General features: G+C 44.2%; 25 protein-coding genes. 12 read left to right on the forward strand and 13 right to left on the reverse strand.

Annotated elements, in window-relative coordinates; genetic code table 11:
- Positions 1–20 precede the first annotated feature (20 nt).
- From QLH32_RS08440 to QLH32_RS08465, 6 genes are all read right to left on the reverse strand, one after another.
- The gene (locus QLH32_RS08440; RefSeq protein ID WP_283269116.1) at positions 21–593 is read right to left on the reverse strand and encodes an HdeD family acid-resistance protein; all 573 of its coding nucleotides are present in this window, start codon (positions 591–593) and stop codon (positions 21–23) included.
- A gap of 178 nt (positions 594–771) precedes the next feature.
- Positions 772–1,530 carry a hypothetical protein gene (locus QLH32_RS08445; RefSeq protein WP_283269308.1) on the reverse strand — a complete coding sequence of 253 codons (759 nt, stop codon included), beginning with the start codon at positions 1,528–1,530 and terminating at the stop codon, positions 772–774.
- A gap of 85 nt (positions 1,531–1,615) precedes the next feature.
- Positions 1,616–4,255 (reverse strand): type I DNA topoisomerase, encoded by a 2,640-nt coding sequence (topA, locus tag QLH32_RS08450; protein ID WP_283269118.1) that lies wholly within the window; start codon positions 4,253–4,255, stop codon positions 1,616–1,618.
- Positions 4,256–4,288: 33 nt separating this feature from the next.
- Positions 4,289–4,738, reverse strand: coding sequence for an ammonium transporter (locus QLH32_RS08455; protein ID WP_267981134.1), 450 nt, complete (start codon positions 4,736–4,738; stop codon positions 4,289–4,291).
- Positions 4,739–4,808: 70 nt separating this feature from the next.
- Complete coding sequence (locus tag QLH32_RS08460) at positions 4,809–5,687, reverse strand: PIN domain-containing protein (RefSeq protein ID WP_283269119.1); 879 nt, start codon at positions 5,685–5,687, stop codon at positions 4,809–4,811.
- A gap of 60 nt (positions 5,688–5,747) precedes the next feature.
- On the reverse strand, positions 5,748–5,993 hold the full coding sequence (locus QLH32_RS08465) for a SlyX family protein (protein WP_267981135.1): 246 nt from the start codon (positions 5,991–5,993) through the stop codon (positions 5,748–5,750).
- Positions 5,994–6,025: 32 nt separating this feature from the next.
- Here QLH32_RS08465 and QLH32_RS08470 point away from each other — a divergent pair, with 32 nt between their 5' ends.
- A complete protein-coding gene (locus tag QLH32_RS08470; RefSeq protein ID WP_283269120.1) occupies positions 6,026–7,933 on the forward strand; it encodes an ATP-binding cassette domain-containing protein in 1,908 nt (635 codons plus the stop codon).
- 108 nt (positions 7,934–8,041) lie between these two features.
- On the opposite strand, the gene QLH32_RS08475 is transcribed toward QLH32_RS08470, so the two are convergent.
- Positions 8,042–8,587, reverse strand: coding sequence for an O-acetyl-ADP-ribose deacetylase (locus tag QLH32_RS08475; RefSeq protein WP_283269121.1), 546 nt, complete (start codon positions 8,585–8,587; stop codon positions 8,042–8,044).
- Between the two features lie 137 nt (positions 8,588–8,724).
- On the opposite strand from QLH32_RS08475, the gene QLH32_RS08480 reads away from it, so the two are divergent.
- The gene (locus QLH32_RS08480) at positions 8,725–9,660 is read left to right on the forward strand and encodes an LpxL/LpxP family acyltransferase (protein ID WP_283269123.1); all 936 of its coding nucleotides are present in this window, start codon (positions 8,725–8,727) and stop codon (positions 9,658–9,660) included.
- Positions 9,661–9,714: 54 nt separating this feature from the next.
- Here QLH32_RS08480 and QLH32_RS08485 read toward each other — a convergent pair whose 3' ends face one another.
- Positions 9,715–11,319 (reverse strand): PT dipeptide repeat lipoprotein, encoded by a 1,605-nt coding sequence (locus QLH32_RS08485; RefSeq protein WP_283269124.1) that lies wholly within the window; start codon positions 11,317–11,319, stop codon positions 9,715–9,717.
- Between the two features lie 410 nt (positions 11,320–11,729).
- Here QLH32_RS08485 and QLH32_RS08490 point away from each other — a divergent pair, with 410 nt between their 5' ends.
- The 3 genes from QLH32_RS08490 to QLH32_RS08500 are packed head-to-tail and all read left to right on the forward strand — an operon-like array spanning position 11,730 to position 14,703.
- Positions 11,730–12,944 carry a cupin-like domain-containing protein gene (locus QLH32_RS08490; protein WP_283269125.1) on the forward strand — a complete coding sequence of 405 codons (1,215 nt, stop codon included), beginning with the start codon at positions 11,730–11,732 and terminating at the stop codon, positions 12,942–12,944.
- Positions 12,945–13,001: 57 nt separating this feature from the next.
- Positions 13,002–13,886, forward strand: coding sequence for a DUF6502 family protein (locus tag QLH32_RS08495; RefSeq protein ID WP_283269126.1), 885 nt, complete (start codon positions 13,002–13,004; stop codon positions 13,884–13,886).
- Between the two features lies 1 nt (position 13,887).
- Complete coding sequence (locus QLH32_RS08500; protein ID WP_283269127.1) at positions 13,888–14,703, forward strand: hypothetical protein; 816 nt, start codon at positions 13,888–13,890, stop codon at positions 14,701–14,703.
- A gap of 250 nt (positions 14,704–14,953) precedes the next feature.
- Here QLH32_RS08500 and QLH32_RS08505 read toward each other — a convergent pair whose 3' ends face one another.
- A complete protein-coding gene (locus tag QLH32_RS08505; RefSeq protein WP_283269128.1) occupies positions 14,954–16,087 on the reverse strand; it encodes an endonuclease/exonuclease/phosphatase family protein in 1,134 nt (377 codons plus the stop codon).
- Between the two features lie 201 nt (positions 16,088–16,288).
- Here QLH32_RS08505 and asd point away from each other — a divergent pair, with 201 nt between their 5' ends.
- The 5 genes from asd (at position 16,289) to truA (ending at position 22,306) form a co-directional block, all read left to right on the forward strand.
- Complete coding sequence (gene asd / locus QLH32_RS08510) at positions 16,289–17,407, forward strand: aspartate-semialdehyde dehydrogenase (protein WP_004674561.1); 1,119 nt, start codon at positions 16,289–16,291, stop codon at positions 17,405–17,407.
- Positions 17,408–17,550: 143 nt separating this feature from the next.
- A complete protein-coding gene (locus tag QLH32_RS08515; protein ID WP_283269129.1) occupies positions 17,551–19,155 on the forward strand; it encodes a FimV/HubP-related protein in 1,605 nt (534 codons plus the stop codon).
- A 61-nt stretch (positions 19,156–19,216) separates the two neighbouring features.
- Entirely contained in the window at positions 19,217–20,467 is a 1,251-nt protein-coding gene (locus QLH32_RS08520) for a FimV domain-containing protein (protein WP_283269130.1), read from the forward strand.
- Positions 20,468–20,529: 62 nt separating this feature from the next.
- Entirely contained in the window at positions 20,530–21,495 is a 966-nt protein-coding gene (locus tag QLH32_RS08525) for an asparaginase domain-containing protein (protein WP_283269131.1), read from the forward strand.
- Positions 21,496–21,508: 13 nt separating this feature from the next.
- Positions 21,509–22,306: a tRNA pseudouridine(38-40) synthase TruA gene (gene truA / locus QLH32_RS08530; RefSeq protein ID WP_283269133.1), complete on the forward strand. Its 798-nt coding sequence runs from the start codon at positions 21,509–21,511 to the stop codon at positions 22,304–22,306.
- A gap of 45 nt (positions 22,307–22,351) precedes the next feature.
- On the opposite strand, the gene QLH32_RS08535 is transcribed toward truA, so the two are convergent.
- Entirely contained in the window at positions 22,352–23,359 is a 1,008-nt protein-coding gene (locus QLH32_RS08535) for an AraC family transcriptional regulator (protein ID WP_267981149.1), read from the reverse strand.
- A gap of 229 nt (positions 23,360–23,588) precedes the next feature.
- Between QLH32_RS08535 and infA the strand changes: the two genes are divergently transcribed.
- The gene (gene infA, locus QLH32_RS08540; protein WP_001284370.1) at positions 23,589–23,810 is read left to right on the forward strand and encodes a translation initiation factor IF-1; all 222 of its coding nucleotides are present in this window, start codon (positions 23,589–23,591) and stop codon (positions 23,808–23,810) included.
- Between the two features lie 63 nt (positions 23,811–23,873).
- Here infA and QLH32_RS08545 read toward each other — a convergent pair whose 3' ends face one another.
- Entirely contained in the window at positions 23,874–24,245 is a 372-nt protein-coding gene (locus QLH32_RS08545) for a lysozyme inhibitor LprI family protein (protein ID WP_283269135.1), read from the reverse strand.
- A 231-nt stretch (positions 24,246–24,476) separates the two neighbouring features.
- On the opposite strand from QLH32_RS08545, the gene QLH32_RS08550 reads away from it, so the two are divergent.
- Positions 24,477–24,821, forward strand: coding sequence for a hypothetical protein (locus tag QLH32_RS08550; RefSeq protein WP_283269136.1), 345 nt, complete (start codon positions 24,477–24,479; stop codon positions 24,819–24,821).
- 56 nt (positions 24,822–24,877) lie between these two features.
- Here the strand turns inward: QLH32_RS08550 and leuB are convergent, their stop codons facing one another.
- Together leuB and QLH32_RS08560 are read right to left on the reverse strand one after the other, a co-directional pair.
- Entirely contained in the window at positions 24,878–25,957 is a 1,080-nt protein-coding gene (gene leuB, locus QLH32_RS08555) for a 3-isopropylmalate dehydrogenase (RefSeq protein ID WP_283269137.1), read from the reverse strand.
- A gap of 43 nt (positions 25,958–26,000) precedes the next feature.
- Positions 26,001–26,576 (reverse strand): hypothetical protein, encoded by a 576-nt coding sequence (locus QLH32_RS08560; protein ID WP_267981153.1) that lies wholly within the window; start codon positions 26,574–26,576, stop codon positions 26,001–26,003.
- Positions 26,577–26,648 lie beyond the last annotated feature (72 nt).

Below are 26,648 nucleotides of genomic sequence, written 5' to 3' on the forward strand. Positions count from 1 at the left end.
CTTACTTTTAAATTGAACCATTAAACTGTGGTTGAACTATGGGGTAATTGCTTAATCGCCCCTGCAAAACTCAGATAGTTGATCCCCTGAAATAAAATATCAATCGCAAGGAACATTCCCAATACCCAGAATGGTGAATCAGGTGATGATAAAATCAGGATACCTGTTAACAGGGTGAGTATGCCTGAGAAGAGCACCCATCCCCAGCCTGAAATCGGTCTCAGGATAAATGCGTTTACGCTACGGATAATCCCCGCAATAATTAAGGCAACTGCCAAAAAGCTGGTCAACACAACAGCGGTAATTACAGGTGTGGTAAACGCAAAGTAACCTGCTACCAAATACAACACACCAAACAATGCCCACAACCAGCGTGTACCACCCTTAAACACCGTAAATGCCGCAACAAAATGCAGAATACCGCCCAACATCATCAATACACCGAACAGCAGTACGGCGGATAATGTTGCGAATGGTAGAGCGGCTAAAAGAACCAAACCGAAAATAACTAACAAGACACCCAATAACAGATACCATTTACGATCAGCGTGTAGCTGATTGCGAACCAGATCATTACCCACCGTTTTCATCATGATTTACTCTTTTATCATCAATGTGCTATGTATATATTGAGCGTGTTTTAGATCTAATTCTGTATAAGGCATGTTGACAATTCATGACAAAATGTTGAAAAACCAGTGTTTTATTCCATAATTTTTTATTGAGCTTGTTGTTTTACAAGATATGGATAAGTCAAAATTTATCCACAATTTACTTGATCCAGCCAATTTCCTGGGCAGTCAGCACACTGATCACGGTTTGTTCCAAATCATTCGGCATTTTACTTTTATGTTCTGAAAGAGGGATACTTCCCCCCATGATTTCCGCCTCAGTTTGTGGATACAAAGGCTGCTTATCTGCCTGTGCATAACCGATTGGGAAGATAGGTTCACCCGTATTTAAATGATACTTATCAGTCGCGCCAAAGCCATGGAGTAACTCATGTACAAGCACCACATTGTTCTGCTGTGCCTGTTTTTGTGAAGCAAACAAGTTCACAGAGGCAATCCGCCCACGTTCCAAAGCGGTAGAATGTTTTAGCTGTTTGACTTGTTTTGGATCATAATAATTTAAATATAAAGTTAAGCTTGGTGAACCATCCACAGCCTGATGTTGTTTCCATGCGTAAAATCGAAACTTTAAACTCCATAAAATATTGTTCAGAATACTTGGTTGTTCTGACATTTTAGGAGGTACTTGATAGAGTTCACGCCCTAACTGAACCATAAAATAACTACTTTGCCCTCGGTATTGCTGGCTATTTTTCCCTAAATAATACTTCACCTCAGTAAAATCATCTTGCTGTAATTGTTGAATATACCGTTGTGCTGCCACTGAACCATCTGCATTAATCGGATGCAAAAGAATATTTATCGGCTGATTCCAATCCTGATTTTGGTCACGATAAGCATTGACTGCCACAATTAACAGCACAGCCAGTAAACATGCAACCCGAATATTCTTCCACATCGTTTTCATCTCAATAAAATCTTTTCTTTTTATTTGCTTCATAAAAAATGCTAGCAATTGCTAGCATCTTTTTTGAAGTCAACAATTACGCTTCAACCCATTTTCCATTTTGGAAAACCAGACTCCACTTGGTCTGCTTGCCCTCAGCAGTTTCAGACCCGACATATTGTGCCTGATTCTTACGGCTGAATTTCACCACAGTTGGATTACCCTCAGGATCAACATCTGGTGCTTCCAGTAAAAACTGATATTTCGGATCAAGCTGATCAGCAACACTACGCAGTTCAGCCACTTTCGGTGCACGGGTCTCACGAATTTTCGGAAATTTACTTGCTGCAAGGAATAAACCAGCCGCGCCATCACGCAAGACAAAGAAATCATCGTGTTTGGTTGAGCGTAGGTGTTCCATTTTGATTGGGTCAACACGCGGTGGCGCAGGCTGACCATTCTTCAATACTTTACGGGTATTGTCACAGCTTGAGCAGGCGAAATACGGACCAAAACGGCCTGTTTTCAGTTGCATTTCACCATCACACTTATCACATGGAATGGTTGGGCCATCATAGCCCTTGATCTTGAATTCACCTTCTTCAACTTCGTAGCCATCACAGTCTGGATTATTACCACAGACATGCAGTTTACGACCGCCATCCACCACATAGCTGTCCATTGCAGTACCGCATTTAGGACAGCGATGTTTTGACATCAGGTCTGCTGTTTCAGCACCATCATCATCAGACAATGCAGCCAAAGACTCGACAGGCGTTAAGTTCAATGTACCCTTACAACGTTCTTTGGGTGGCAGGTTATAACCTGAACATCCCAAAAATACACCTGTTGTGCCTGTACGAATTTGCATGGGGCGAGAACATTCAGGACAAGCCACGTCTGCAACTTCGATAGGTTGATTACGGCGCATGCCGTTCTCACCTTGTGCATTGGTCAAACGCTTTTTAAAGTCACCATAGAACGTATCCAGCAATTCTTTCCAGTTACGTTCACCTGTCGCCACACGGTCTAATTGTCCCTCTAAATCTGCGGTAAACGCATAATTCATCAGGTTGTTAAAACTTTCATCCAGACGGTCAGTAACAATCTCACCCATCTTCTCTGCAAAGAGACGACGGTTTTCAAGTTTCACATAACCACGTTCCTGAATCGTGGAAATAATCGCGGCGTAGGTTGATGGACGACCAATACTGCGTTTTTCCAGCTCTTTAACCAAGGAGGCTTCGGTAAAACGCGCAGGTGGCTTGGTAAAATGCTGGCTTGGGTCAAGTTTTTCCAGCTTGAGCACTTCGCCCACTTTTACCGCAGGCAATAAAATATCATCATCAGATTTATTGGCCCCACGAACGCGGGTAAAGCCATCAAATACCAAAGTACGACCTTTTGCCTTTAACTCAACATTTGCCGCTTCAACAGTCAGGGTTGAAGATAGATATTCTGCTGGTGTCATCTGACAGGCAACAAACTGACGCCAGATCAAGTCATACAGACGTTGTGCATCACGCTCCACACCTGCAAGTTTATCCCCAGTCAATCCAACATCCGATGGACGGATTGCTTCATGCGCATCTTGTGCGCCCGCCTTGTTACCATAACGATTTGGTTTGGCTGGGATATATTTTTCACCAAAATTTTGCTGAATATGGTTACGCACCATATTCACCGCGTCATCACTCAAAAAAGTTGAGTCAGTACGCATATAGGTAATAAAGCCACCCTCATACAAACGCTGCGCTAGCATCATGGTTTTCTTCACCGAAAAACCTAAACGTGTGCTGGCCGCCTGTTGCAGGGTCGAGGTGATATATGGCGCACTTGGATTGACCTTGGTCGGTTTATCCTCACGCAGTGCCACTTTATATTCAGCATCTTTTAATACGTTTAACAACGCATCAGTTTCTGCTTTATTCTTGAGTTTAAGCGTTTTACCTGCCTGTTTAACTGCTTCAAGACGAATGTCATCTTTCTTTGATAGCGTGTCTGCAAAAACTTGCCAATATTCTTCTGGAATAAAGGCACGAATTTCACGTTCACGTTCTACTACCAGTTTTACCGCAACTGATTGAACACGACCTGCCGATAAACCACGGGCAATTTTTTCCCACAGCAACGGCGAAACCATAAAGCCCACTACGCGGTCAAGGAAACGGCGTGCCTGTTGTGCATTGACACGGTTCAAATCCAGACGTGTTGGCTGTTTAAACGCTTCCTGAATGGCATTTTTGGTGATTTCGTTAAAGACGACACGATGGTAACGGCTGTCATCGCCACCAATCACTTCCCGTAGATGCCAGGCAATTGCCTCTCCTTCCCTATCCAAGTCCGTTGCGAGATAGATGGCATCCGCATCCTTGGCAAGCTTCTTGAGTTCAGCAACCACATGTTCCTTGCCAGGCAGTACTTCATAATGGGCAATCCAGTCATGTTCTGGATCGACACCCATACGGTTGATCAGTGCCGATTGAGCCTTTTCAGCTTTTTGTTCTTCGGTTAACTTGGTACGGGTCGCAGGCTTCTTTTCAGTCGATTTTGCACCACCACCTGTAGGTAGGTCACGCACATGACCCACTGATGACTTGACAACAAATTGTGAACCTAAATATTTATTAATGGTTTTCGCTTTTGCAGGCGACTCCACAATCACCAAGGCACGTTTTTTTGCAGCAGATGTGGGAGCTGCTGTGCTTTCTGAAGCAGAGCGTGGAGTATTCGCCATAATAAATCGTTTTTCCTATAATCAATCAATGAATTAGCGTTGTGCCAATTCATGTAAATAAGCTTTCATATCATCGAGTTGTGTGGCTCTCAGGTCAGTTTCCTCATCCCAGTACAGTCCGACACAGTTCGCTTGCATATCAATAGCATAAACTCCTTTTAATGCAATGGTTAAATCATTAAATTTCTGATCACCCTGCACCACCTGAAGCTTTCCATCCACTACCCTAGCCCGCATGAGTGCCAAACGTGCATCTGGAATCAGTACACTATAATAAGCCACCATGCTGGCACGTTTTTCCGATGCCATTGGAATTTTTGTCCATTCTGGTGCCACAATCAAACGTGGATGCAGCCCCATCTTACGGGCCTGCTCACGCATCATGCCAAGCGCCTTTTCCCGTGGACTGACACGTAAGCCAAAAATAGAGCCAAGTACAAACAGTACAATCGCAACCGTGATCCAAATTCCAATATTACTCATAAAGCCGCCTACAACTTCCTTTTATTAGCGTTACATAAGTTTAAGTTAAAAGGCAAGTCCGTTTTATACTTCAAAGAGCTTGCTTAAAACGAGGGTCATGTCGTCGTAACAGTTCCGTCAGTGTCGGTTTTTCTGTAAAGGTATATTCATGCTTTTGTTGTAATGCCTGTCTACGTTGTAAAAGTTCAGGTAAAGTAGATTTCTCTTTCACCACATTGTCCAGTTGAACTATTTTTTCTTTTTGAGGTTCCCTCCCAATATCTTCAGGCAGAATTAAATTTGCCCATGTATGAAGATTGTTTTCAATGTAAATTACTTTGAGTTCATCTTTCTGAATTATTTTATAGTTTAACAACAAACTAAAAATTAAATTTTCATCAATATGTTCCACCTGTACTTTTGTTCGAATTGTATTTTTCAAACTCTCAATTTTTGTGGGTTTATTGGTTGGAATTTTTGCCAAATATTCACAGAACTTTTTAAAAATCATTAAATGTGGACGTTGGGAAAATTGAGTAATATCAGGAATAATCGTCGAAATTTCTTCATTTAAATCAGATTTCAATGTTTCTTTTGGTTGTTCAATTAATGTTTTTATTTGAGTTGATTGAAAACCCATTATTTTCAGTAAATCAACAATATATTCTAAAGCCCCATCATTAGACATCACATCAAAACAAGTTGCTGTTTTATCCATCTGAATTGAAAGTTGTCCTGCTAAAAATGCTAAACCAAAATCAGCAGCATCCTTACCAATTTTAGGCATTTTAATCACAACTAATTTTTTCTCCACGACAAAAGGAGAAAATTTAATCAATGCATCTAAACTTAAAGTCACAGGTGATTTTGCGTAAACTAAATATACACAAGCATAAGTTTTCAATAAATGTAATAGCTCTTTTTCAGTTTTATGAATATTTTCAATATCCAAGAGCAAAACTTTCTTCATTTTTATCTCTAAATACAAAATCCCCTAATTTCATCACTTTAACTTTTCAAATTTATTTTATCAATAATGCGGCGGTTTATTACTCATGGGATCAAAAGGGGCTATTCCATCAGACAGATCGGATGCCTCAACACGCTGGTACAACAACTGCATCTGTTTTTTTAAATCAGCAATTTCACGTGTCTGAATGGCGAGCTGTTGATTCAATTGCTCAACTAAATCATCCAAAAATGCAATTCGCACTTGCAAATCTTCAATGGGTGCGGAAAATGACGCGTGATCATCAAAATTTTTTGGTTTAGTCATTTCAGACCTCATCTGAGCTTTTAGGAAACATTATGGCCTATATTACTTTAAGGGATGTCCATCTCGCATTTGGCGGACCTGCCCTACTCGACGGCGCGAACTTTAATCTGGAGCGTGGCGAACGAGTCTGTTTAATCGGTCGTAATGGCGAGGGTAAGTCTACTTTATTAAAACTGATTGAGGGAAGCCTATTACCCGATACAGGTGAAGTTTCGATTCAAAATGGTTTAACCGTTTCCATGCTGGCACAGGATGTGCCAATGGATTCAGGTAAGGTGGCCGACATTGTTGCCGATGGCGCAGGCGAAGCAGCAAGCGTATTAAAAGAATACCATGAGGCAAGCGATGCCTGTGTTCTGGGCGATATGGAAGCCTGTGACCGTATGGGCATGCTCCAGCACAAACTCGACCAACTGGATGGCTGGGCACTGGAAAACAAGGTCAACACCATTTTGGGTAAAATGGGACTTGATCCAAATGCCGATCTGGCTGACTTGTCTGGTGGACGTAAGCGCCGTGTGTTGCTTGCCCGTGCCCTACTGACCCAGCCTGATGTGTTATTGCTGGACGAACCAACCAACCATCTGGATGTTGAAAGCATCGAATGGCTGGAGAAATTCCTGCTCGACCAGAATAATCTTACTTTACTGTTTATCTCGCATGACCGCTCCTTTGTTGACAGCATTGCAACACGTATTGTTGAGCTTGATCGTGGTGTTTTGCGTGGTTATGAGGGCAATTATTCACGTTACCTCGACCTCAAAGCACAGCAAATGGAGGCAGAGGAAAAACAAAATGCTTTATTTGACAAAAAGCTTGCTGAGGAAGAAGCCTGGATTCGTCAAGGCATCAAGGCACGTCGTACCCGTAACGAAGGGCGTGTCCGTGCCCTAAAAGCCTTACGTGAAGAATCAAAAGCACGTCGTTCCCAACAGGGCAAAGTCAGCATGGCAACTCAGGAAGCCAATCGCTCAGGCAAGCTGGTGTTTGAAATTGAACATCTACGTGTTAGCTATAATGAACAGCCACTGATTAAGGATTTCTCCGCAATCGTGTTGCGTGGAGACCGTATTGGTCTCGTTGGTGACAATGGCGTGGGTAAAACCACCTTGATCAAGGCCATTTTAGGTGAAATCGAACATGGTGGTTCAGTCAAGACAGGTACACAGCTCGAAATCGCCTATTTTGACCAGTTACGCAATGCGCTGGACCTTGAAAAAACGGTGATGGCAAATGTTTCAGAGGGTTCTGACTTTGTTGATGTCAATGGTAACCGCCGCCATATCTATAGCTATTTGCAAGACTTCTTATTTTCACCAGAACGTGCCCGTACCCCAGTAAAGGCACTGTCTGGTGGTGAACGAAACCGTATTCTACTGGCAAAACTTTTGCTTAAACCATCAAACCTGATTGTGATGGATGAGCCGACCAACGACCTGGATATGGTAACGCTTGAATTGCTGGAAGAAATGCTGTCTGAGTATAAAGGCACTCTGTTGCTAATCTCGCATGACCGTGCCTTTATGGACAATGTCGTGACCTCAACCTGGGTCTTTGATGGCAAGGGCAATATTGATGAATACATCGGTGGCTATCAAGACTATCTGGAACAACGTCCTGACCAGAAAGTGGTTGATCAAAAAAGCGATGTGAAAAAGGCGCAGGCCAAAGCAGAGGCAGCAGCATTGGCTGCGACTGCACCGAAAAAAGTCAAACTCAGTTATAAGGATCAGCGTGAGCTTGAACAGCTTCCTGCTGAAATTGAGAAACTGGAAAAGGAACAGGCTGAGCTTTCTGCAAAACTTGCTGATGGGTCGTGGTTTGTAAAAGATGCGGAAACAGCCACCAAAGCCAGCCAGCGTTTAGCCGAAATTGAGGAAATAATGCTGGAAAAACTGGAACGTTGGGATACGTTGGAGAACCTGTCTAAAGGAAATTAAAGAAAAGTACCATTTCTAAATAGGGTACTTATTCATTTTGTATGACGATGGCAATCACCCCACTTTAATTAATCAATTAATTGGTGTGATTGCCATCCCACTTTCTATTTACATGATTTCAATATCTTGTGATAAAAAATCAGCTTTAATTTCCTGATAGATTTTAAGGTTCTCATCATCAAAACAGACAAAAATCACCTCCTGTACTGACTGCCCCTTGTTTAGTTCCTCACATATCGTTCTTAAGGCAACCTGCGCCGCAGCCTGTTTTGGAAACCGATACACGCCAGTTGAAATGTTGGGAAAGGCAACTGTCTTTAACTGCAAGCTTTCAGCCAGTTTAAAGCTGTTGCGATAAGCATTTTCCAGCAAAATCGCTTCATTATTTTCACCTTTGCGCCATGTTGGCCCAACGGTATGAATGACATATTGAGCAGGCAGATTTCCAGCAGTGGTAACCACAGCTTCTCCCACCCCACAGCCTCCTTGCTTGGCGCGTATCTTTTGACATTCCTCAAGGATTTCAGCCCCGCCTTTGCGATGAATTGCGCCATCCACACCACCACCACCTAAAAGCGAGGTGTTTGCCGCATTAACAATCGCATCTACAGCAACTTGGGTAATATCACCCTTGATAATTCTTATGGTTTTCAAAATATGCTCCTGTTCTGATGATCACCCATCAATGTCTTAATATAAAACAGTCTGGGTTTAAAGCCATATTTAAAGTTGCAAAACCAAGTTCATGCTACACTGCTGCAAAATTCAATGTCATTCATATTTATAAGTTTATGAGTCAACAGCAGTCTTATATACCTGGCGAATTTCAATGGGAATTCCTATTACCCAAATACTGGAAAATCTGGATCGCCATCAGCTTTCTCATGCTACTGGCAATCCTGCCTTGGGCAATTCAATGGCGACTGGCACATAGCCTGGCTGCCTTGTGCTGGCATTTACTCAAGTCACGCCGTAAAACCACGCTTAGAAACCTGGAACTGTGTTTTCCCGAATGGTCACCTGCCGAGGTTGAAGCACAGGCGAAGCAGGTATTTGTGGATATGATGCTGGGTGTGTTTGAGACACTGAATGCCTGGTACTGTCCGAAATGGTTTAAAGGTCGTCATAGCATTGACGGTCTGGAACACATTACCCATGCCAAAGCACAGGGTAAAGGCATCTTATTGCTTGGCACACATAGTACCCTGCTGGATGCAGGCGGTTATATCTGTGCGCAATACTTTGAGCCCGATGTGGTTTATCGTCCACAAAACAATCCCATGCTGGATATGCTGATTTATCGTTGCCGTGCCACTATTTACCAGCACCAAATTGACCATGATGATATGCGTGGCCTGATTCGCAGGCTCAAGGATGGCGGTGCAATCTGGTATAGTCCCGATCAGGATTTTGGTTTAAAGCAAGGGGTGATGGCTCCTTTCTTTGGTGTTCCTGCCGCAACGGTGACTGCACATCGTCGCCTGTTAAAAATTTCCAAATCTGTTGCCATTCCCCTTTATTTCTACCGTTATGGTGATATCCGCAATCCTCAGTACAAAGTGCTGATTGAGCCAATGGTTGAAAATATGCCAAGTGAGGATGAAATGGATGATGCTGTTCGCGTGAACAAGATTATTGAAGCCCAGCTTAGAATCGCACCAACACAATGGATGTGGTTCCATCGCCGTTTTAAAACTCGGGCTGAGGGTTACGAAAAAATCTATTAGCCATAAAAAAATCTGTGCCCGAAAGCACAGATTTTTTCATTTTAAAATAATAGTTTACTTAGGGAAAACCACACCCGTGGTTAAATCATACTGACTTGGTGCATTGCTATACGCTCTACCCAAACTCGTTGCAAAGAACCACCCCAATTTACCCTGATCCTGAATACGGTTTTCAACCCCATAAACGCTTTCTGAACTATCTACCGCATCGTCCGCATAAAGTTTGTATTCAACCGCGCCTGTGTTTTCGCTATCTTTCTCAAACAAATATCCCTTGGTGTTAATTCCAAACCCAATACTGTTATCCTTGTCAATCAGACGGTAACCCTCTGCTGCCTGCTCTTTTAATAGTTTTTCCAGCTTCGCCACATCTTCGGCATTAAATGGAATATTACGTTCAACCTGGAAATAACGGTAGTTATAGATGCCATGATGCGTGCTGCTGTTTGCACAGGTGGTCACATAAAATGTGCCATTACTTGTACCATTATTGGTATAGGTAGAACCTGCATCAATTAATTTACAGCCTTTTGCGCCCATGTCATTAAATGCAGCCAGAATATTGGCTCTGGTCGTATCTGTTATAAAACGATTTTCATAACTATAGGTCGCTGGTTTTTGGTCATTTTTTACAAATAAATATTTGCGGGTATTATTCGAGGTTTCTCCAAAAGATAGCTTGTAGAGATAGCCCAACGCACCCTGCTTTTTCAGTTCATCAAACCAAAGTGTATAACGGCTGGCGACAATATTGGTGCTTACATCAGCTGTGGTATAGGTGTAGGTATCCTGTGAGGCGTTATTTTTCACATATAAGTTTTTGTAGATGCTGTTGCTTCCCTCTGGATTTTTTAATGCAACTGACGGTGTAATGAGTGCATAGCCTTGGCGACCCTGGTCATTCAACTGGTTCAGAACATCTGCCCATGCCGTTTGATTATCACCGAAACGATAACTTGCGGTTGCAACAATCTGCTGTGGCTTTTGCTGGCTTAAAGAGGGAGCACTACGGGTATAACAGGTATTCACCCGACTAAAATCAACTTGTTGCAAGTAAGCATGAATATCATTCGGCTGATCTGTGGGCACAAGACAGAACTGATCTGCATTTTTGAAGCCAAACACCATAGGCTGTTTGCTCCCCAACTTACCCCCTACTTCAAGTTGCCATTGTGCCTGATTAAAGCTGGAACTTTGTATGGTCTGTGCTGCCCCAATCTCAGTCGCCAAACTAAACTCACTTGGCTGTTTGTAGCTTGGGGAAAGTTCACCTGTACAGTCTTTTGCATTCGCATATTTTACCGTTTCATTGACAAAACGGACGCTATTGTCAGCCATCTTAACAATATTCATTTTTAAGCCAGAACCATTGATACAAGCCCCCTGCCCAGCCATCCATGTTCCCACAAAACGGTCCGCAACGGTAGTTGGAGTCGGTGTGGGTGTTGGAGTCGGTGTGGGGGTTGGAGTCGGCGTAGGGGTTGGAGTCGGCGTAGGGGTTGGAGTCGGTGTGGGGGTTGGAGTCGGCGTAGGGGTTGGAGTCGGTGTGGGGGTTGGAGTCGGCGTAGGGGTGTTATTGGAAGATGAGCTTCCACTACATCCCACCAAAGCTGCGCATGTCATGCCAATCGCAAGTTGAGTCCATATATTTTTCATCATATTGCCCTCTGTGTGAAATTTTCACATATATTGTCTGTGAAAATTTAACACTTTTCTGCTTGAGTGCAAATATTTTTATGCTTAAATTTAGGGTCTGTTGATATTTCAGCCATGCATTGCGTTATAGGCTAAACAACTCAAACAAGGCATGAGACGTAGGTAAGGGCATTCCCTTACCAAGTTTCATAACGAAGTTTGAGGTAGTTTTAGCCATAACCCTGCGGGACAGGGACATTTTTTGCCGCTACTGCGTTATGTCTTGCTTACTTAGAATCACTAAGTTACGCAAAACATGCCTTGTACCGTCTAAAAAATGTCCTCTGTCGCAATGAGAGCTGAAAGCTCGCAAGGTGAAATGTCAACAGCCCCTAGACAAAAGGTCAAATCGTTGTATTGATAGGTCAAAAGCCATGGATGTTCAGCAAAACTTAATAAGACAATTCAATGCATTACCAGAGGAATGGCGTGCATGGCTGGAAGAAAACTTTGAACGTGGCTGCAACCCTGTGGAGCTTGCCAATATTTTGCTGCGTGAGGGCCTGATTACACTTGAGACAGATGAAACTTTTACTGGACCGCAGGAGTCATTGACTGGGATAGCAAGTCCTGCTGAGTCCACCGTCCATTTCAGTATCGAACAGAAAAAATGGCTGGCTCAGGCGGTTCTTGAAAAAAAAGCTCAAATAGATATTTATCAAACACTTCAGGCTCAGGGTCTCAGTGAAAAAGCCATCACTCAGGAATTACTGCAACTTAAACAGGACCCCTATTTTCAGATTGCCCAGCAACAGCACTTTTTAGTCAAAAAGAGAAATTGGCTATTGGATACCTTAGACCGCTTTGCACGACTCAACCCTGAATACCAACAGATTACACGTATTAAGATTCCGTCTTTTGATTTTTTTATTCAGCATTATTACAGCAGAAATTTACCCGTTATCCTGACGCATGCGATTGATCACTGGCCAGCGCTGACAAACTGGTCACCCGCCTATTTTCAGCAGGTAGTGGGTGATCAGGAGATTGAGGTCCAGTTTAACCGTGAACAGGACCCACTCTTTGAAAGAAACTCCATCCGACACAAAACCAAAATGACCATGCGGGACTATGTTGACCTTGTCACCCAAACCGATCATTCCAATAATTTTTACATGACGGCGAATAATGCCAAAGCCAGCCAATCCAGTCTGACCAAGCTATTTAGGGATATTGGACATTTTAATGGCTATACCGACCACACACAGATGACAGATCGCAGCTTTATCTGGTTTGGCCCCAAGGGTGCATTTACCCCCCTGCACCATGACTTAACCAATAACGTTCTGGTTCAGGTCTATGGCAGGAAAAAGGTCACCCTCATTCCAGCCCTGCAAGTCGCCCATTTGTACAATGATGTTGCGGTGTTCAGTAAAATTGCTGATCCTCATGCCGTAAATCTCGTGGAATCCTTTCCCGAATTTGCACAGAGCAGCAGAATTGAATGTGTGCTGAATGAGGGAGAGGCCTTGTTCATTCCATTGGGTTGGTGGCACTGTGTGGAAAGTTTAGATGTATCCATCAGTGTCTCTTTTACTCATTTTAATATTGACAATGCTGGTGCCGAGACATTCCCATCCTCTGTTTAGTAGTTGGGATCAGACACTTGCCTGCTTCAGTGCATCAACCGCTTAGGGTATTTTGATATGGAAAAACCAGCCGAGCAAATGACCGCCGCTATAGAGCAATCCTCTGCAAATACACAGGGCGTGATTCCCCAAGACGCAGAAACCACGTTGGAGAGTATTGTGCCAATGATGCAGCATATTGCGCATTGGCTCATTCATTCAGGGGTGGGTTATACCGATTTTGTGGCTGCCCTGAAACCTGTTTTCTACGAACAGGCCCTGGCTGAGCTGGGACGGATCAAGCAGAATAAAACTGACTCTGCTGTCAGCCTGCTCTCTGGCCTGCACCGCAAAGATGTCAGTGCCTTTCGGCAACAGGCCACCCAGCTCACTGAAACAGCCAAGGCAACCTATGCCATTAGTGTCCCTGCACGGGTGATTGCACGCTGGATTGCCCTTGAATTGCCCCACCAGATTCCAGTCTCAGGTGAGGAAAATAGTTTTGAGGCGCTGGTCAGACATATCTCAACCGAGAAACATCCCCGTTCAATTTTGTTTGAACTACAACGTCTGGGCGTGGTGCAACAGGTTGGGCAGGATGTGGTGCTGCAACAGAATAGCTTTACACCAGACAACCAGATGCAGGAAAGCAAGGCACTGTTCTCCGCAAACTTAAGCGATCATCTTGCAGCGGGTATTGACAACTTTATTAGTGACAAAAGCTTTACCCATCTGGAACAGGCTGTACTGGCGGAAAAACTCACCATGTCGTCGATTGAAGCGCTACGCCAGCTCAGCCTCGAACTGTGGCAGGACATGGCCAAACAGTTACTCAATGCCGCCATCCACTACTGCGAACAAGACCAGGAAAAACAGGATGCGGACTATCAATTTCGTTTCGGGGTCTATCAGTACGATAGAAAAATAAATCTACAAGTACCTTATATTTATAAGGGTGGATAAAATGAATTCAGGTAAAAATTTAGGCCTAGTGCTTTTGTTCTGTAGTTTGTCCAGTGCCTTGACCGCCTGTGGCGATGATTACCATTATCTGGCGGCCAATGTCAGTCTGGGCGGCAGTGGTTCAGGCACACAGAAACCCCGACCTGGAGGCAGTGATGCAACAGGCAATGGTAAAGGTGATGAAGATAGCTATGAATATTATATGACCATCCCTGATGCAGTTGTAGATGAATGTCTTGGCATACAACGCTCCATGCAATTTATCTATGCTGATAGCAAGCAACCCATCCCGTCAGGCACTGTACAGGAGCTTGCGGCAACACCATTACAGATTGAGCTGAGAAATACCACACCAAACTATATATTTGAGCATGTACCACAATGCCGACAGGTGGAAGTATGGTCGGAACTGGGCAATGTACATATTCAGTCAGACCAATATTTAAGATGTGCAGCAGAACAAGACAGTATTCAGGTGCTACGCCCTTATGAAACCCGCATCTACGAATTTGATGCCAAACTACCGTCAGATGCTGAGCGTTGGAAAATAAAATATACAGCAGCCAATTATAGTATCCAGTCATCAAGCAACGATTTACGCTGGACACGCTGTCAGCCTTTGGAGATCACACTTCCAGTAGACAAGATTTTCAAACCAAAGAAAGTCATGGACCCAGAGGATGCCGCCAGACCAGATGGAGCTGGGGACTCAATGGGTGAAGAGGAAATACCTGTAACCGAACAGGAAAATGAAACAGCACCACCAGAACAGCCAACAGCTGGAAAACCAATGCAAAAAATGAAAGTGGCTCAATAGAAAATTAAAACCCGAGTTTCGCATCCTGCAAAACTCGGGCAAATGAGGTTGTGCTTTCACAATATTTTTATTATCTTGCTTCCATAGCATGCATCATATCCATGATGCTTTTTCCATCTCAGCGTCGCTATCCTTAATCGGAAATCCTTTCCTGCGTCCCTGTGCTGATGTATTTAGAATAAATCTTTTAAGCGGCCAAGACTATTCGCTGTGGACCTAAATCACTGTACGATAATGCTTACATGAGAGTTTAGTGATTATTCTTAATGATTGCACTTTTATGAGTCTGGGCAAGTTCATCCACCACCACTTTTTCCTCCTGCTCCGCTTTCGCTATGCCCTCCTGAATCGCCTGCTGCGCCTCGTCCTCATCACTTTCTGTCTGCTCCAGCTCTTCCTGCTTTTGTTCAAATATCTTTCCTGTTTGCAGCACCACATAGATTGGAAAATGGTCTGAACCAATATGGGGCAAACGCTTCATTTCAACTAGACCAAAGTCAGTACTGTGGAAAATATGGTCCAGCGACCAACGTAACAGTGGATAATCCGCATGAAAGGTATTCATAAAATAACGTCCCACACGCGGGTCAAGCAGACCACTGATCCGCTGGAACAGGCGTGTGGTTCTTGACCATGCCACATCATTCAGGTCACCCATCACAATACAACTCTCATCAATATCCTTGATCTGGTCGCCCACAATCAGGAGTTCAGCATCCCTTAAGGTGGAATCCTTTGCCTCTGTGGGACTTGGCGGCTTTGGATGCAGACAGTACAACTGCACACTTAGCCCCGAACGCAGGCGTATTGTTGCATGGATGGATGGGGTTTCATCACTCAGGATGAATTTCACTTCGGTGTCCGATAACGGCAAGCGGCTATATAGATGCATTCCATACAAATTATCCTGAGGCACTGCAACACGGTAAGGATAATCCGCTTCAATCGGTTTTAATGCCTCCTGCCAAACCTGGTCGGTTTCCAGTGTCAGCACCACATCAGGCTGCAAATGGTCAATCTGTTCCAGCAACAGGTGATATTTATGGTTTGGCGTAAGCACATTGGCGACCAGCAATGAGATTTGCTGCTCAAGATTCAGTTGATCCCGACGCACATGCAAAACCTGCTTTTTCCAGACAGGTGTATAAGGCAGCACCATCTTAAGTTGGTAGGCAACCGCCGCAATCACACCCAAAAGCAGTAACTCCCTAAGGGATGTCCACTCTGCATCAATAAAAAGCAGGCCAGCAAGCGCAACCAATCCCACGAACAGAATCTGTAATCTTGGAAAATCAGCCCCCCGAAACCACCACTCATCCCGTCGAATCAATGACCATCCACTCAACCAGATCGCCAGCACCGCACAAACCTCAATTGCTATCATTTTGCCCTACTCTTATTACACTTCATTGCTGATGTTGTGGATTTCTGAATCATGTTATGGTCTTATCAATTTTCTATCTAATATAAACAAGTTATTCCACTCAAGAAAATTATGGTTTTATTTAGGTAAAGCTTGCAGTTGCGGGCACTTTTGATACACTCAAACCCCTTAAAAGTTTTTTACATACCGAGGCACAATGACATGAAAGTAGGTCTGGTCGGTTGGCGTGGGATGGTTGGTTCTGTCCTGATGCAACGTATGGTTGAAGAGAATGATTTCGCTCATATTGAGCCATTCTATTTTTCTACCAGTAATGCAGGTGGTGAAGCGCCTGCATTTGGTGGTAAGACTGCCCCAGCACTTATGGATGCATCAGACATTAACAGCCTGAAGCAAATGGATGTCATTTTAACCTGTCAGGGCGGTGACTATACCTCTGAAGTCTTCCCAAAGCTTAAGGCTGAGGGTTGGGATGGTTACTGGATTGATGCCGCATCCACCCTGCGTATGGCGGATGATGCAATTATTGTGCTTGATCCAGTCAACCTGAATGTGATCAAGGATGGTTTGGTGAATGGCACTAAAACATTCGTTGGCGGCAACTGTACCGTTTCCCTAATGCTGATGGGCTTGGGTTCACTGTTCCAGAACAATTTGGTGGAATGGGCAACCTCAATGACTTATCAGGCCGCTTCTGGTGCGGGTGCGCAAAACATGCGTGAACTCATCACAGGCATGGGCTATTTGTATAACAACACCAAAGCATTACTGGACGATCCAAAATCCGCCATCCTTGATATTGACCGTCAAATTGCTGATTTACAACGTGGTGAGGGTTTCCCTAAAGCGAACTTTGGTGTACCGTTGGCAGGTTCCCTGATTCCTTATATCGACAAGCAATTGGAAAGCGGCCAGTCAAAAGAGGAATGGAAAGGTCAGGTCGAAACCAACAAGATCCTGGGTAACCAGCAAATCGTTCCAATTGATGGCCACTGTGTTCGTATTGGTGCAATGCGTTGTCATTCTCAAGCCATTACTTTGAAATTAAAGAAAGATGTACCGCTTGACGAGATTGAGGATATGATCCGCAATTCAAGCCAGTGGGCAAAAGTGGTTCCAAATACCCGCGAAGCCTCCATGACTGACCTGACTCCTGTGGCGGTTACAGGTACTTTAACTGTTCCAGTGGGCCGTCTGCGCAAGCTGAATATGGGTAAAGAATACCTGGGCGCGTTTACAGTGGGTGACCAACTGCTCTGGGGTGCGGCAGAACCGTTACGCCGCATGCTGCGCATCTTAGTGGAATACAAGAACGCCTAAGCAAAAAATAGATGAAAATCAAAAGCCGATCACAGTTGATCGGCTTTTTTCTTGTGATTGCCGATGAAGATTTTACAATTCATTTACATCACGGTAATGTATACTTTTGAATTGACTAAAACATCACTGTTTCATGGATCGAGATGACTATTTATAACAAATTAAAAATTGCCATTTTAACCATATTATCCTCGCAACATCTTTATGCAATCACACTTGATCCATTGCAAATCCAGTCCGCACCAGGCGAGTTGCTTTATGCAGAAATGAGCTTTCATCAGGCAGATGCCAATTCAAAACTGGATGTTAGCCTTGCAACGCCAGAAGACCTGATGATGCTTGGTGCAACACACCAGCCACCCGCCGCCCTTAATTTTTTTACACGTCGTAACAACAAGGGTGAAGGGGTGATTGTCATTACCTCTTCAAGACCAATGACCGACGCCGAGCTGAACATTATTGTTAAAATTCAGGAAAATGGCGCAGCACACCTAAAACATATCAGACAGCCAATACGCCAAAAAACCCAGATTGCAGCAGCTAAAAGTAGCAATGAAAAAACGCTGGCGCCTAAATACATTGTCAGTGAAAAAGATATTGCACTGAACCTACCAGAAAGTACACGTTACAACGCAAATGCAGCAACAAATTCAAAAGAAACAAACCTAAGACAGGAAAAACTCCTGAACGCACCCTTTGCTCTTCCTCCTGCATTAAATATTCCAGAGAGCAAAGCGCCTGTTGTCACAGCCATCTCGGTTGCACCTCCAGCTAAAGCAGAACAGACGACCACCATTCAGACAGCCAGCAATACACAAGCAACGACAGCTAAAACAGCGGCGACTGAGCAAAAGCCAGCCACTCCAACAATCAAGCAGGAGGTTCAACAGGCGGCTGTTGTTCAGGCAGCAAACAATCCAGCACCACCTCCTATTTCCAATACAGCAGTGGCCGAGCAAAAACCAGTAACTCCTGCACCAACAATCAAGCAGGAAGTTCAACAGGCTGCGGTTGTTCAGGCGGCAAATGCCCAGCCAGCCAATGAAAATATTCCTGCTGAGAAACCAATCCAAAATACTGAAAATAAACTTGTGGAAAAAAAGCAGGATACCGTGGCTGAGTATCAGGCAAAAAATAAAGAGCAGCCAATTAAACAGCCATCGCCCCAAAGCAGCCCATCCTCAGCATCAACTGAAAATAGTCAACAGCAGCATGTGGTTCGACGTAATGAGTCGCTATGGAGCATTGCACAAAGAATTGCAGGGCAAACCCAACAACCTGTGTACAAAGTCATGAACCAGATCAAGGCTCAAAATGAACATGCCTTTATTGGTGGCAATGCCAATCGGTTAAGACAGGGTGCTCATTTAAATTTCAATCTGGGCACTGTCCCAAGCCACCAAAACCCAAATGCAAATCAAATTGCAGCCCAAACACCACATGGTGCACCAGCAGGAAAAGCCAAATATCGCTTACAACAGGCGGAAATGACCCTGCTTGCTGAAAGTAATCAAGATTCCAGTACTGGAAGTGCGAAAAAAGACACACTACAGCAGAAAACCAGTGCAGATTTATCATTAAAAGTTATGACAGCACGCGAAAAAACCGTTACATTACAGAGAAACGTAACACAGTTAGAATTGGCATTACGTGGTAAGGAACAACGGATTCAGCTACTGAATGCTCGGCTTGCAGAGCTACAGGAACAACTGAAAGCGCAACAGGAAACTAAAAAGCCAACACGCTAGGTTACGGGAAAATTCTCATAAATTTGCACAAAAGCGGCTCTATCTTCAAGGGGTATGGATCATGTCAACTATAATAATTGTACTGCTAGTCGTTGTACTGGTTGTTGCAGTCGTTTTAAAAAAACGGGGTGACAATCAAGGCAATACAGCACCCAAAACGGGTGCCAACAAGACAGCTAAAACAGCAGCTACAAAAAAAGTTTCACGTACGACACTGGCACGTGAAGAACAGGAAGCCGCCCCACAATCCACGAACCAGATTCCAGACAGTCTGCGCCAGAAACTTGAACAGCAAATTCAAAGTGGCAACTACCAGACTGCTGAGGCACAGATCAATCAGGCCTTAAAACAGGATAATACCCAGCATGAGCTGTACCTGTACCTGCTTGATATTCATTTGGCACAAAAAGATGATTTTGCCGCTGATCAGTTGATCAAGCATGTCCATGCCTTAAAACTGGAAGAGATTGCGCAAGCCGCTGAAGCCAAACACCGTGAGTATGAAAGAAACAGACAGCCTGACTCAATTGAGTTTAGCCCAAGTAATTTTCAACAACCGCATACACCTGCTGCAACCCCTGTTCAGAACAATACCGCTGATTTTGATGCACTGGTTCAAACTCCAGCAACACAGTCTTTTGATGATTTACAGTCTGAATACACCACACCCGCTGAACAGGAGAAACCTGCTGAACAAGTTCCTGAAGTTCAGCCTCTGGATTTCAACTTTTCTTTTGAACAGAAAGAAAGTGCTGAGTCTAGTCCTGTAGCTGAACCCGTTGATACAAAAGAACAACAGCAGCCACTTGAGTTCTCATTCAATTTAGAACCAAGCACCACCTCTCCAGCAGTTGAAGAAACAAAAACTGTAGAGAGCAAGCCAGAATTAAACTTCGACCTATCCAGTCTGGAAGTCGGTTCAAACCAGACTGAAACCAAGTCAGAGGATATTCCAGCTCCAAGCCTGGATTTTAATTTTGAACCATCAGAGAATAAACTAGAGACGCCACCTGCGGCTGAAAAAACCGAGTTCACCTTTGATGTTACAGAGACAGTTACCCAGACTGAACCTAAAACAGCATTTATTGAACCAGCACCGCAAGTACCCGCAACTGGCAATGATCCTTTGGCCCAATCATTCCCCGATCTCCAACAGCTTGATGAAGCACAGCTTAACCTTGAACTGGCTGAACAATATATTGAGCTCGGTGCCTATGAGTCAGCACGGGAACTGTTAAAGAACAGCCAGGCTCTTCTAAATGCGGAACAACAACAACGTTCAGAAAAGTTACTTAATAAAATAGCTTCCTGAATTTGACCCGTCTAATATAAGCAGTCTTATAGACTGCTTTTTTTATACCAAAAATTCTGATTATGCAAAAAATCGCTTTAATTTATATGGGTGGTACATTTGGCTGTATTGGCGAACCACTTATGCCAATGCCCGAACAAGCCTTTTTACCTTTGCTGGAAAAGATTATTCCCCCTCATTTACAGGTTCAATGTTTCGCCGCTCCCAGCATTAAGGACAGTAGCGCATGCACGGCAATGGACTGGCTGCAACTGATACAACAGGTTCAGCAGTTACAGCACAACAATTACCAGCATTTCGTGATTATTCACGGTACAGACACACTGAGTTATGCTGCGGCAACACTTGCCCGTTTTCTGGGACATTCATGCCACGCAATCATTACTGGAAGCCAGTATCCGCTACTGAATATTGAGGGAAATGACACACGAGAATTCACCGATGCGCTTGGAAATCTGTATTTAGCACTGGAACAGGTGCTAAAACTCCCTGCGGGTGTATATCTTGCTTTCCACCAACAGGTTTTTCATGCCCAAACCACATTGAAAGTACACACAACCGAACTGGATGCCTTTACAGGAATCCCTGCTACCCAGAAATGCCTGACATCTGCCAATCAGTTTATTGTACAGGATGAACGCATTACACAGGCTGCACAACTGTGTGTGCTTAACCTCATGCTACAGCCAATACCGCAACAGCAACTGATCTTACAACTCAAAAACATTCTGACTGCACCCCCACAGTTTTTGGTGCTGCAAGGTTTTGGAACAGGCAATATCGCTGTCAATGATGAGGTTTTGGCCTTGTTTGAAGATCTATATCATCAAAAGTGCCTGACCATTGTCAGCAGTCAAGTTACCTTTGGTCAGCTTGACCAGCGTTATGCAGTCAGTTCATGGATACAATCTACCAGGGTTTTAATCAATGATTGCCACAGTCATGCCGATTTATATGCAAAAACATTGCAAATGTATTTAAAATACCCGACCCATGATCAATGCTTTGAACATTGGCATCATCATTAACTGAGGTTTAAATATGCAACGTTATGCAATTGGTATTGAATTTTGTGGTACTCAATACCGTGGCTGGCAAACCCAACAGGCAGGCGTTGCAAGTGTTCAGGAAACCATTGAGAAAGTTCTCAGTAAAATTGCCAATGCACCTATCCTATTACATGGGGCAGGTCGTACCGATGCAGGCGTGCATGCCACCAATATGGTTGCCCATTTTGACACTGAAGCAGTCCGCCCTGACCATGGATGGCTGATGGGTGCGAACAGCCAGCTTCCAAAGGATATTTCAATTCAGTGGATCAAGTGCATGGATGAAAGTTTCCATGCACGTTTCAAGGCGACTGCACGTCGTTATCGCTATGTCGTGTATAACGCCCCTCACCGCCCAGCATTACTGCATAAACAGGTTACGCATATCTATTATGCGCTAAATACAGAGAAAATGATTGCGGCAGCGGCCAAGTTTGAAGGCACTCATAATTTTGAGACGTTCCGTGCAGCGGCCTGTCAATCAAACCAGCCTGTACGCCATGTAAAGCATTGTCGTCTATTTGAACATGGCCGTTATTTAGTTCTTGATATTCAGGCAGACGGTTTCCTACACCACATGGTACGAAATATCATGGGGTGTTTACTGGAGATTGGACAGGGCCTGTATGAGATTGAGCATATTGACACCATGTTCGCTGCACAGGACCGTAAAGCCGCTGGTATTACCGCCCCACCTGACGGACTTTACTTTATTCAGGCCTATTATCCTGAAGAGTTTGACTTGCCACAGCCACCACTAGGCCCACAGTGGTTAAACCTGCCTGAATAAAAAAGCCCTATCGATAAAAGATAAGGCTTAGTCATTCTAAAAAATCTAACGTTGTTTGCGTTTACGGTATTCCACTGGCGTTTCATTGGTCCAGCGCTTAAAGGCACGGTAGAAAGTACTTGGCTCGGAGAAGCCTGTTAAATAAACGATTCGCTCCACACTTTCATTGGTGTTTGCCAGCAGCTTCTTCGCCAAACGACAGCGATAGTCGGAAAGAATCTGCTGAAAGCTGGTATTGGCTTCACTCAACTGGGTACGTAAACGGCGTGGCGTAATATTGAGTTGTGCTGCAACAGTTTCCAGTGTCGTTTCTCCACTTTCCAGTGTCGAACCGATGGCACGGCGTACCTCGCCCACTAAATCATATCGGGCGAGTTCCTGCAACTTTTCAATTGCAAGCTGCTCATGCAGTTGCAGCAATTCAGGTTCAGCTTGCCATAATGGATAATCAAGCACGGCATCATCAAAATAAAGGCGGGTTTCTTTTTGACCCAGGCTGACAGGGCAGCCATACACCCGAAAATATTCATCATCATCCGCACCCTCATTGAAGTTGAAGTCAATGTAGATTGGCTGAAACTGCCCTTCGGTGATGAATTTAAAGAAGCGAAGAATGCCCGACATCGCACATTCAGAAAAATGACGGTTTACAAATTGGTCAGACCAGTACTGCTCACCATTGCTTAGGTAACAGCGACCATCTGCAATCACCAGTTTGGCATCAAAGGCATCACTGATCAGGCGCTGATAGGCCAAGGCACGTTTCAGGCCTTCTCCAAAAGTTTCACTACTGATAAATAGATGTTCAATCACCTGCCCACGATAAAGCGGTAAATGCTCCCCCAAATGCAAACCAATGTCTGGGTCATTGCTCACGTCCTGTGCCGCAATCCAGAATGCGTTCTGCGCACTTAATGGTGTTCTGGCATTTGTATCAACCTGATTGAGTGCGACACCTGCCTTTGTTAAAATCTCTTCAGTTGGTAATCCAGCTTTACGAATCGCCTGATAACCAAAGCGCAATACAACCGATGCATCTGTTAACTGACCCACGCAGTGCCCTTCCCTGTAGATACTTTATTGTGACAATAACACTAAATTTAGATTAACGTTGATTGACCAAACTGACAACACTATTCTGCTTCTTTTGTTAAAAAAATTCGTCGATTGTCTGACAGTTTTTTCCAAATGATGACTCAAAGCTTTGCCACAGCCCCATCTTGTAAAATTTAAATAAATTGACTATAATTTGCGCCTTTCCAATTTGATCATCAGGTAGGCTATGGCCAATAAAGAGGAACTCATTGAGTTCGAAGGCGTTGTCACCGAAACGCTTCCTAATACGATGTTCCGTGTGCGTCTAGAAAACGGTCACGAAGTTATTGCTCACATTTCTGGTAAAATGCGTAAACACTATATCCGCATTTTGACAGGCGACAGCGTAAAAGTTGAAATGACACCTTATGACTTAACCAAGGGTCGTATCACTTACCGTGCACGCTAAGAATTAGTGAATGCAAAAAAGCCACATCAATATGTGGCTTTTTTTATGTGCATAAACAAGGGATTATTCACTTAAACGTGTGGTTTTACATCCCACGGTTTGGCACTCACGAAGACGTTCCAGCAACCAGTGATTGCGTTCCTGTGTTGTGGTCAGGCGGCATTGCACATCAACACTGTTCTGCTGTGAATCTGTACAGCTTGCGTCGCGATGGCGTATCCATGCGAGCTGTGCCCTTTTTAGAATCTTTTGTTGTGTCTCATTGAGCTGCTGGCGTAACTGCTGATAATTCTTGTTTAAGTCAGCATCGGCACTCGCATAAATTTTATTGGTACAGTAAATATCATCATAAGTGTTACGTGCCTTGTCGCAATTATCTGCATAACTCAATGTGGCGAAAGCACCACACATTAACCCTAAAATTATATTGCGCATCAAGTTTTTCCCAATCGCTTAATTATGCGGCATATCTAAGCATATTTTGCGTCAATTGAACATTACTTTACAAACAGATAGGTATGTATATTTTGATTGGTTCACACAAATGGACTCGACAAGATGTGCCCTTTGGCTTTGAATAAAAAAAGATCAATACGATAAAGGAACGTCATAATGATAAATTCAAGGTCCCTATTCTTTTGTTCAGTCATTGGACTGTCAGCATGTATGACCTCTCCGCAGCGAAACACCAGCCTCCCCGACTATCTACAACCTTACATTGGCCAGTCTGCAAGCAGTATCCAGCAGCAGCTTGACTTAAGACCTTTAGGACTGCAAACCCTGGCCCAGCCCCAAAACCAGAACAACCAGCTTGTTTATACGGTGATCCGTCCTGTACGTATTCCCATTCCAATTGCCCAGTCCGCCGAGATGGGTGCCCAGAACATTCCCATTCAAAGCATGGGCAATGCAGGCAGTGCCTATGACCTCAACCTGCAATGCAAAATTATTTTTGAGCTGGATCAGCAGCAGATTGCCCGCTCCATCCGCTATGAGGGCAAAGCCTGTTAATTTTTTATGTTATAAAAAACGCAGCGATTGCTGCGTTTTTGGGATGCCTAAGTTACTTAGCCTAAAACCGCCACCACAGCTTCACCCATTGCATCCGTACCGACCTTGGTCATCCCCTCAGCCATAATGTCAGCTGTGCGCAGGCCCTGGTCAAGCACTTGGCCTACCGCATCCTCAATGGCCTGTGCAGCAGTTTCCTCACGGAATGTATAGCGCAGCATCATTGCTACAGAAAGAATGGTTGCCAGTGGGTTTGCCACATTCTGGCCCGCAATATCAGGCGCTGAACCATGACAAGGCTCATACATGCCTTTACCATTTTCATCCAGTGAGGCAGATGGCAACATGCCAATTGAACCTGTCAGCATTGCCGCCTCATCAGACAAGATATCACCAAACAGGTTGCCTGTTACAATCACATCAAACTGTTTTGGCGCACGCACCAACTGCATGGCCGCATTGTCCACATACATATGTGACAACTGGATATCTGGATATTGTGCCTGCTGCAAGTCAGTTACGGTTTGCTTCCACAATTCAGTTACTTCAAGGACATTTGCCTTGTCAACTGAACACACCTTGCCACCACGCAGACCTGCAAGCTCAAACGCCACCTTGGCAATACGCTTGATCTCACTTTCTGAATAAACATCAGTGTTATAGCCTTGCTTTTCACCATTTCCCAGTTCACGGATACCACGTGGCTGACCGAAGTAGATACCACCTGTAAGCTCACGTACAATCAGGATATCCAGACCAGCAACAATTTCTGGCTTCAGGCTTGAAGCACCTGCCAATTGCGGATAAAGGATTGCAGGACGCAGGTTGGCAAACAGGTTCAATTCGCTGCGGATTTTTAACAGGCCACGCTCTGGACGGATTGAACGCTCAATCGTATCCCATTTAGGCCCACCAACTGCGCCCAACAAGATTGCATCGGCTTTTTTCGCCTGCTCACTGGTGACAGCAGGGTAAGGTTCACCATGTGCATCAATCGCAGAACCACCCAACAGACCATGTTCCCATGTCAAACCTAAATTAAATTTTTCATTGACCTTGGTCAGGACTTTCTCAGCAGCGCCCACAATTTCAGGACCAATCCCATCACCTGCCAAAATTAAAATATGTTTAGACATCTATTTTTCCAGTTTCATTAGTGCAGTTTTAAACTGCAAGTCATTAAATCTTTTTCTCAACAAACTCGCCCAGTCCTGTCACCACATCATAAGGGCGGCAGAAGCGGCGAATGGTATGCTGTTCTTGCTGTAAATCCACACATAAGGGTTCAGGTGCAGACACATTCAATAAACTACCTGAGCGTTTTGCCCTGTCCCGATACATTTTAAAGGTGTAGCGCTGATGCGGCTTAAACTCATGAATTACATGGAACATCTCGGCGCGGTCTGGAGAAATTGGATAGAAACGAATCACAACCTCATATTGCTTGGCAGGTATACTTAAATAGACCTGCTGTTTTCGGCTGAAAACCGAACCATCCAGACGGATGATGCCGTGTTCCATTGCCTGTTGACTGATACGATGGGATTTCGCATCCATCACAACAATGTCATTGATTCGCTCAAACTCACAATTCTCAGTCCCTGAACAATATAAAGTTGCATTATTCGCTTTATTTTCCAATGTGGTCTGTGCAATTCGAACCTGATCAACAACAGTCGGCGCGTTTTGGCATGCCGTTAACGTTGTCGCAAGACCTAAACACAGCAAAATACTGTAAGCGAGTCTTCTTTTCATTATTCAAGCCCAGTCCTCATAACATGCACACATGCAAGCAAATATTATTCGCTAGCATGTTAGCAAGAGTTC

Source organism: Acinetobacter corruptisaponis (assembly GCF_030053775.1).
Classification (GTDB): domain Bacteria; phylum Pseudomonadota; class Gammaproteobacteria; order Pseudomonadales; family Moraxellaceae; genus Acinetobacter; species Acinetobacter corruptisaponis.

Bases quoted from the DNA above. Each gene is read 5' to 3' on its own strand.
- QLH32_RS08440 (WP_283269116.1), bottom strand. From the start codon at position 593: ATGATGAAAACGGTGGGTAATGATCTGGTTCGCAATCAGCTACACGCT.
- infA (WP_001284370.1), top strand. From the start codon at position 23,589: ATGGCCAATAAAGAGGAACTCATTGAGTTCGAAGGCGTTGTCACCGAA.
- topA (WP_283269118.1), bottom strand. From the start codon at position 4,255: ATGGCGAATACTCCACGCTCTGCTTCAGAAAGCACAGCAGCTCCCACA.
- QLH32_RS08515 (WP_283269129.1), top strand. From the start codon at position 17,551: ATGACTATTTATAACAAATTAAAAATTGCCATTTTAACCATATTATCC.
- QLH32_RS08520 (WP_283269130.1), top strand. From the start codon at position 19,217: ATGTCAACTATAATAATTGTACTGCTAGTCGTTGTACTGGTTGTTGCA.
- QLH32_RS08505 (WP_283269128.1), bottom strand. From the start codon at position 16,087: ATGATAGCAATTGAGGTTTGTGCGGTGCTGGCGATCTGGTTGAGTGGA.
- QLH32_RS08455 (WP_267981134.1), bottom strand. From the start codon at position 4,738: ATGAGTAATATTGGAATTTGGATCACGGTTGCGATTGTACTGTTTGTA.
- asd (WP_004674561.1), top strand. From the start codon at position 16,289: ATGAAAGTAGGTCTGGTCGGTTGGCGTGGGATGGTTGGTTCTGTCCTG.
- QLH32_RS08470 (WP_283269120.1), top strand. From the start codon at position 6,026: ATGGCCTATATTACTTTAAGGGATGTCCATCTCGCATTTGGCGGACCT.
- leuB (WP_283269137.1), bottom strand. From the start codon at position 25,957: ATGTCTAAACATATTTTAATTTTGGCAGGTGATGGGATTGGTCCTGAA.
- QLH32_RS08495 (WP_283269126.1), top strand. From the start codon at position 13,002: ATGGAAAAACCAGCCGAGCAAATGACCGCCGCTATAGAGCAATCCTCT.
- QLH32_RS08460 (WP_283269119.1), bottom strand. From the start codon at position 5,687: ATGAAGAAAGTTTTGCTCTTGGATATTGAAAATATTCATAAAACTGAA.
- QLH32_RS08525 (WP_283269131.1), top strand. From the start codon at position 20,530: ATGCAAAAAATCGCTTTAATTTATATGGGTGGTACATTTGGCTGTATT.
- QLH32_RS08480 (WP_283269123.1), top strand. From the start codon at position 8,725: ATGAGTCAACAGCAGTCTTATATACCTGGCGAATTTCAATGGGAATTC.
- QLH32_RS08465 (WP_267981135.1), bottom strand. From the start codon at position 5,993: ATGACTAAACCAAAAAATTTTGATGATCACGCGTCATTTTCCGCACCC.
- QLH32_RS08485 (WP_283269124.1), bottom strand. From the start codon at position 11,319: ATGATGAAAAATATATGGACTCAACTTGCGATTGGCATGACATGCGCA.
- QLH32_RS08560 (WP_267981153.1), bottom strand. From the start codon at position 26,576: ATGAAAAGAAGACTCGCTTACAGTATTTTGCTGTGTTTAGGTCTTGCG.
- QLH32_RS08445 (WP_283269308.1), bottom strand. From the start codon at position 1,530: ATGTGGAAGAATATTCGGGTTGCATGTTTACTGGCTGTGCTGTTAATT.
- truA (WP_283269133.1), top strand. From the start codon at position 21,509: ATGCAACGTTATGCAATTGGTATTGAATTTTGTGGTACTCAATACCGT.
- QLH32_RS08545 (WP_283269135.1), bottom strand. From the start codon at position 24,245: ATGCGCAATATAATTTTAGGGTTAATGTGTGGTGCTTTCGCCACATTG.
- QLH32_RS08490 (WP_283269125.1), top strand. From the start codon at position 11,730: ATGGATGTTCAGCAAAACTTAATAAGACAATTCAATGCATTACCAGAG.
- QLH32_RS08500 (WP_283269127.1), top strand. From the start codon at position 13,888: ATGAATTCAGGTAAAAATTTAGGCCTAGTGCTTTTGTTCTGTAGTTTG.
- QLH32_RS08550 (WP_283269136.1), top strand. From the start codon at position 24,477: ATGACCTCTCCGCAGCGAAACACCAGCCTCCCCGACTATCTACAACCT.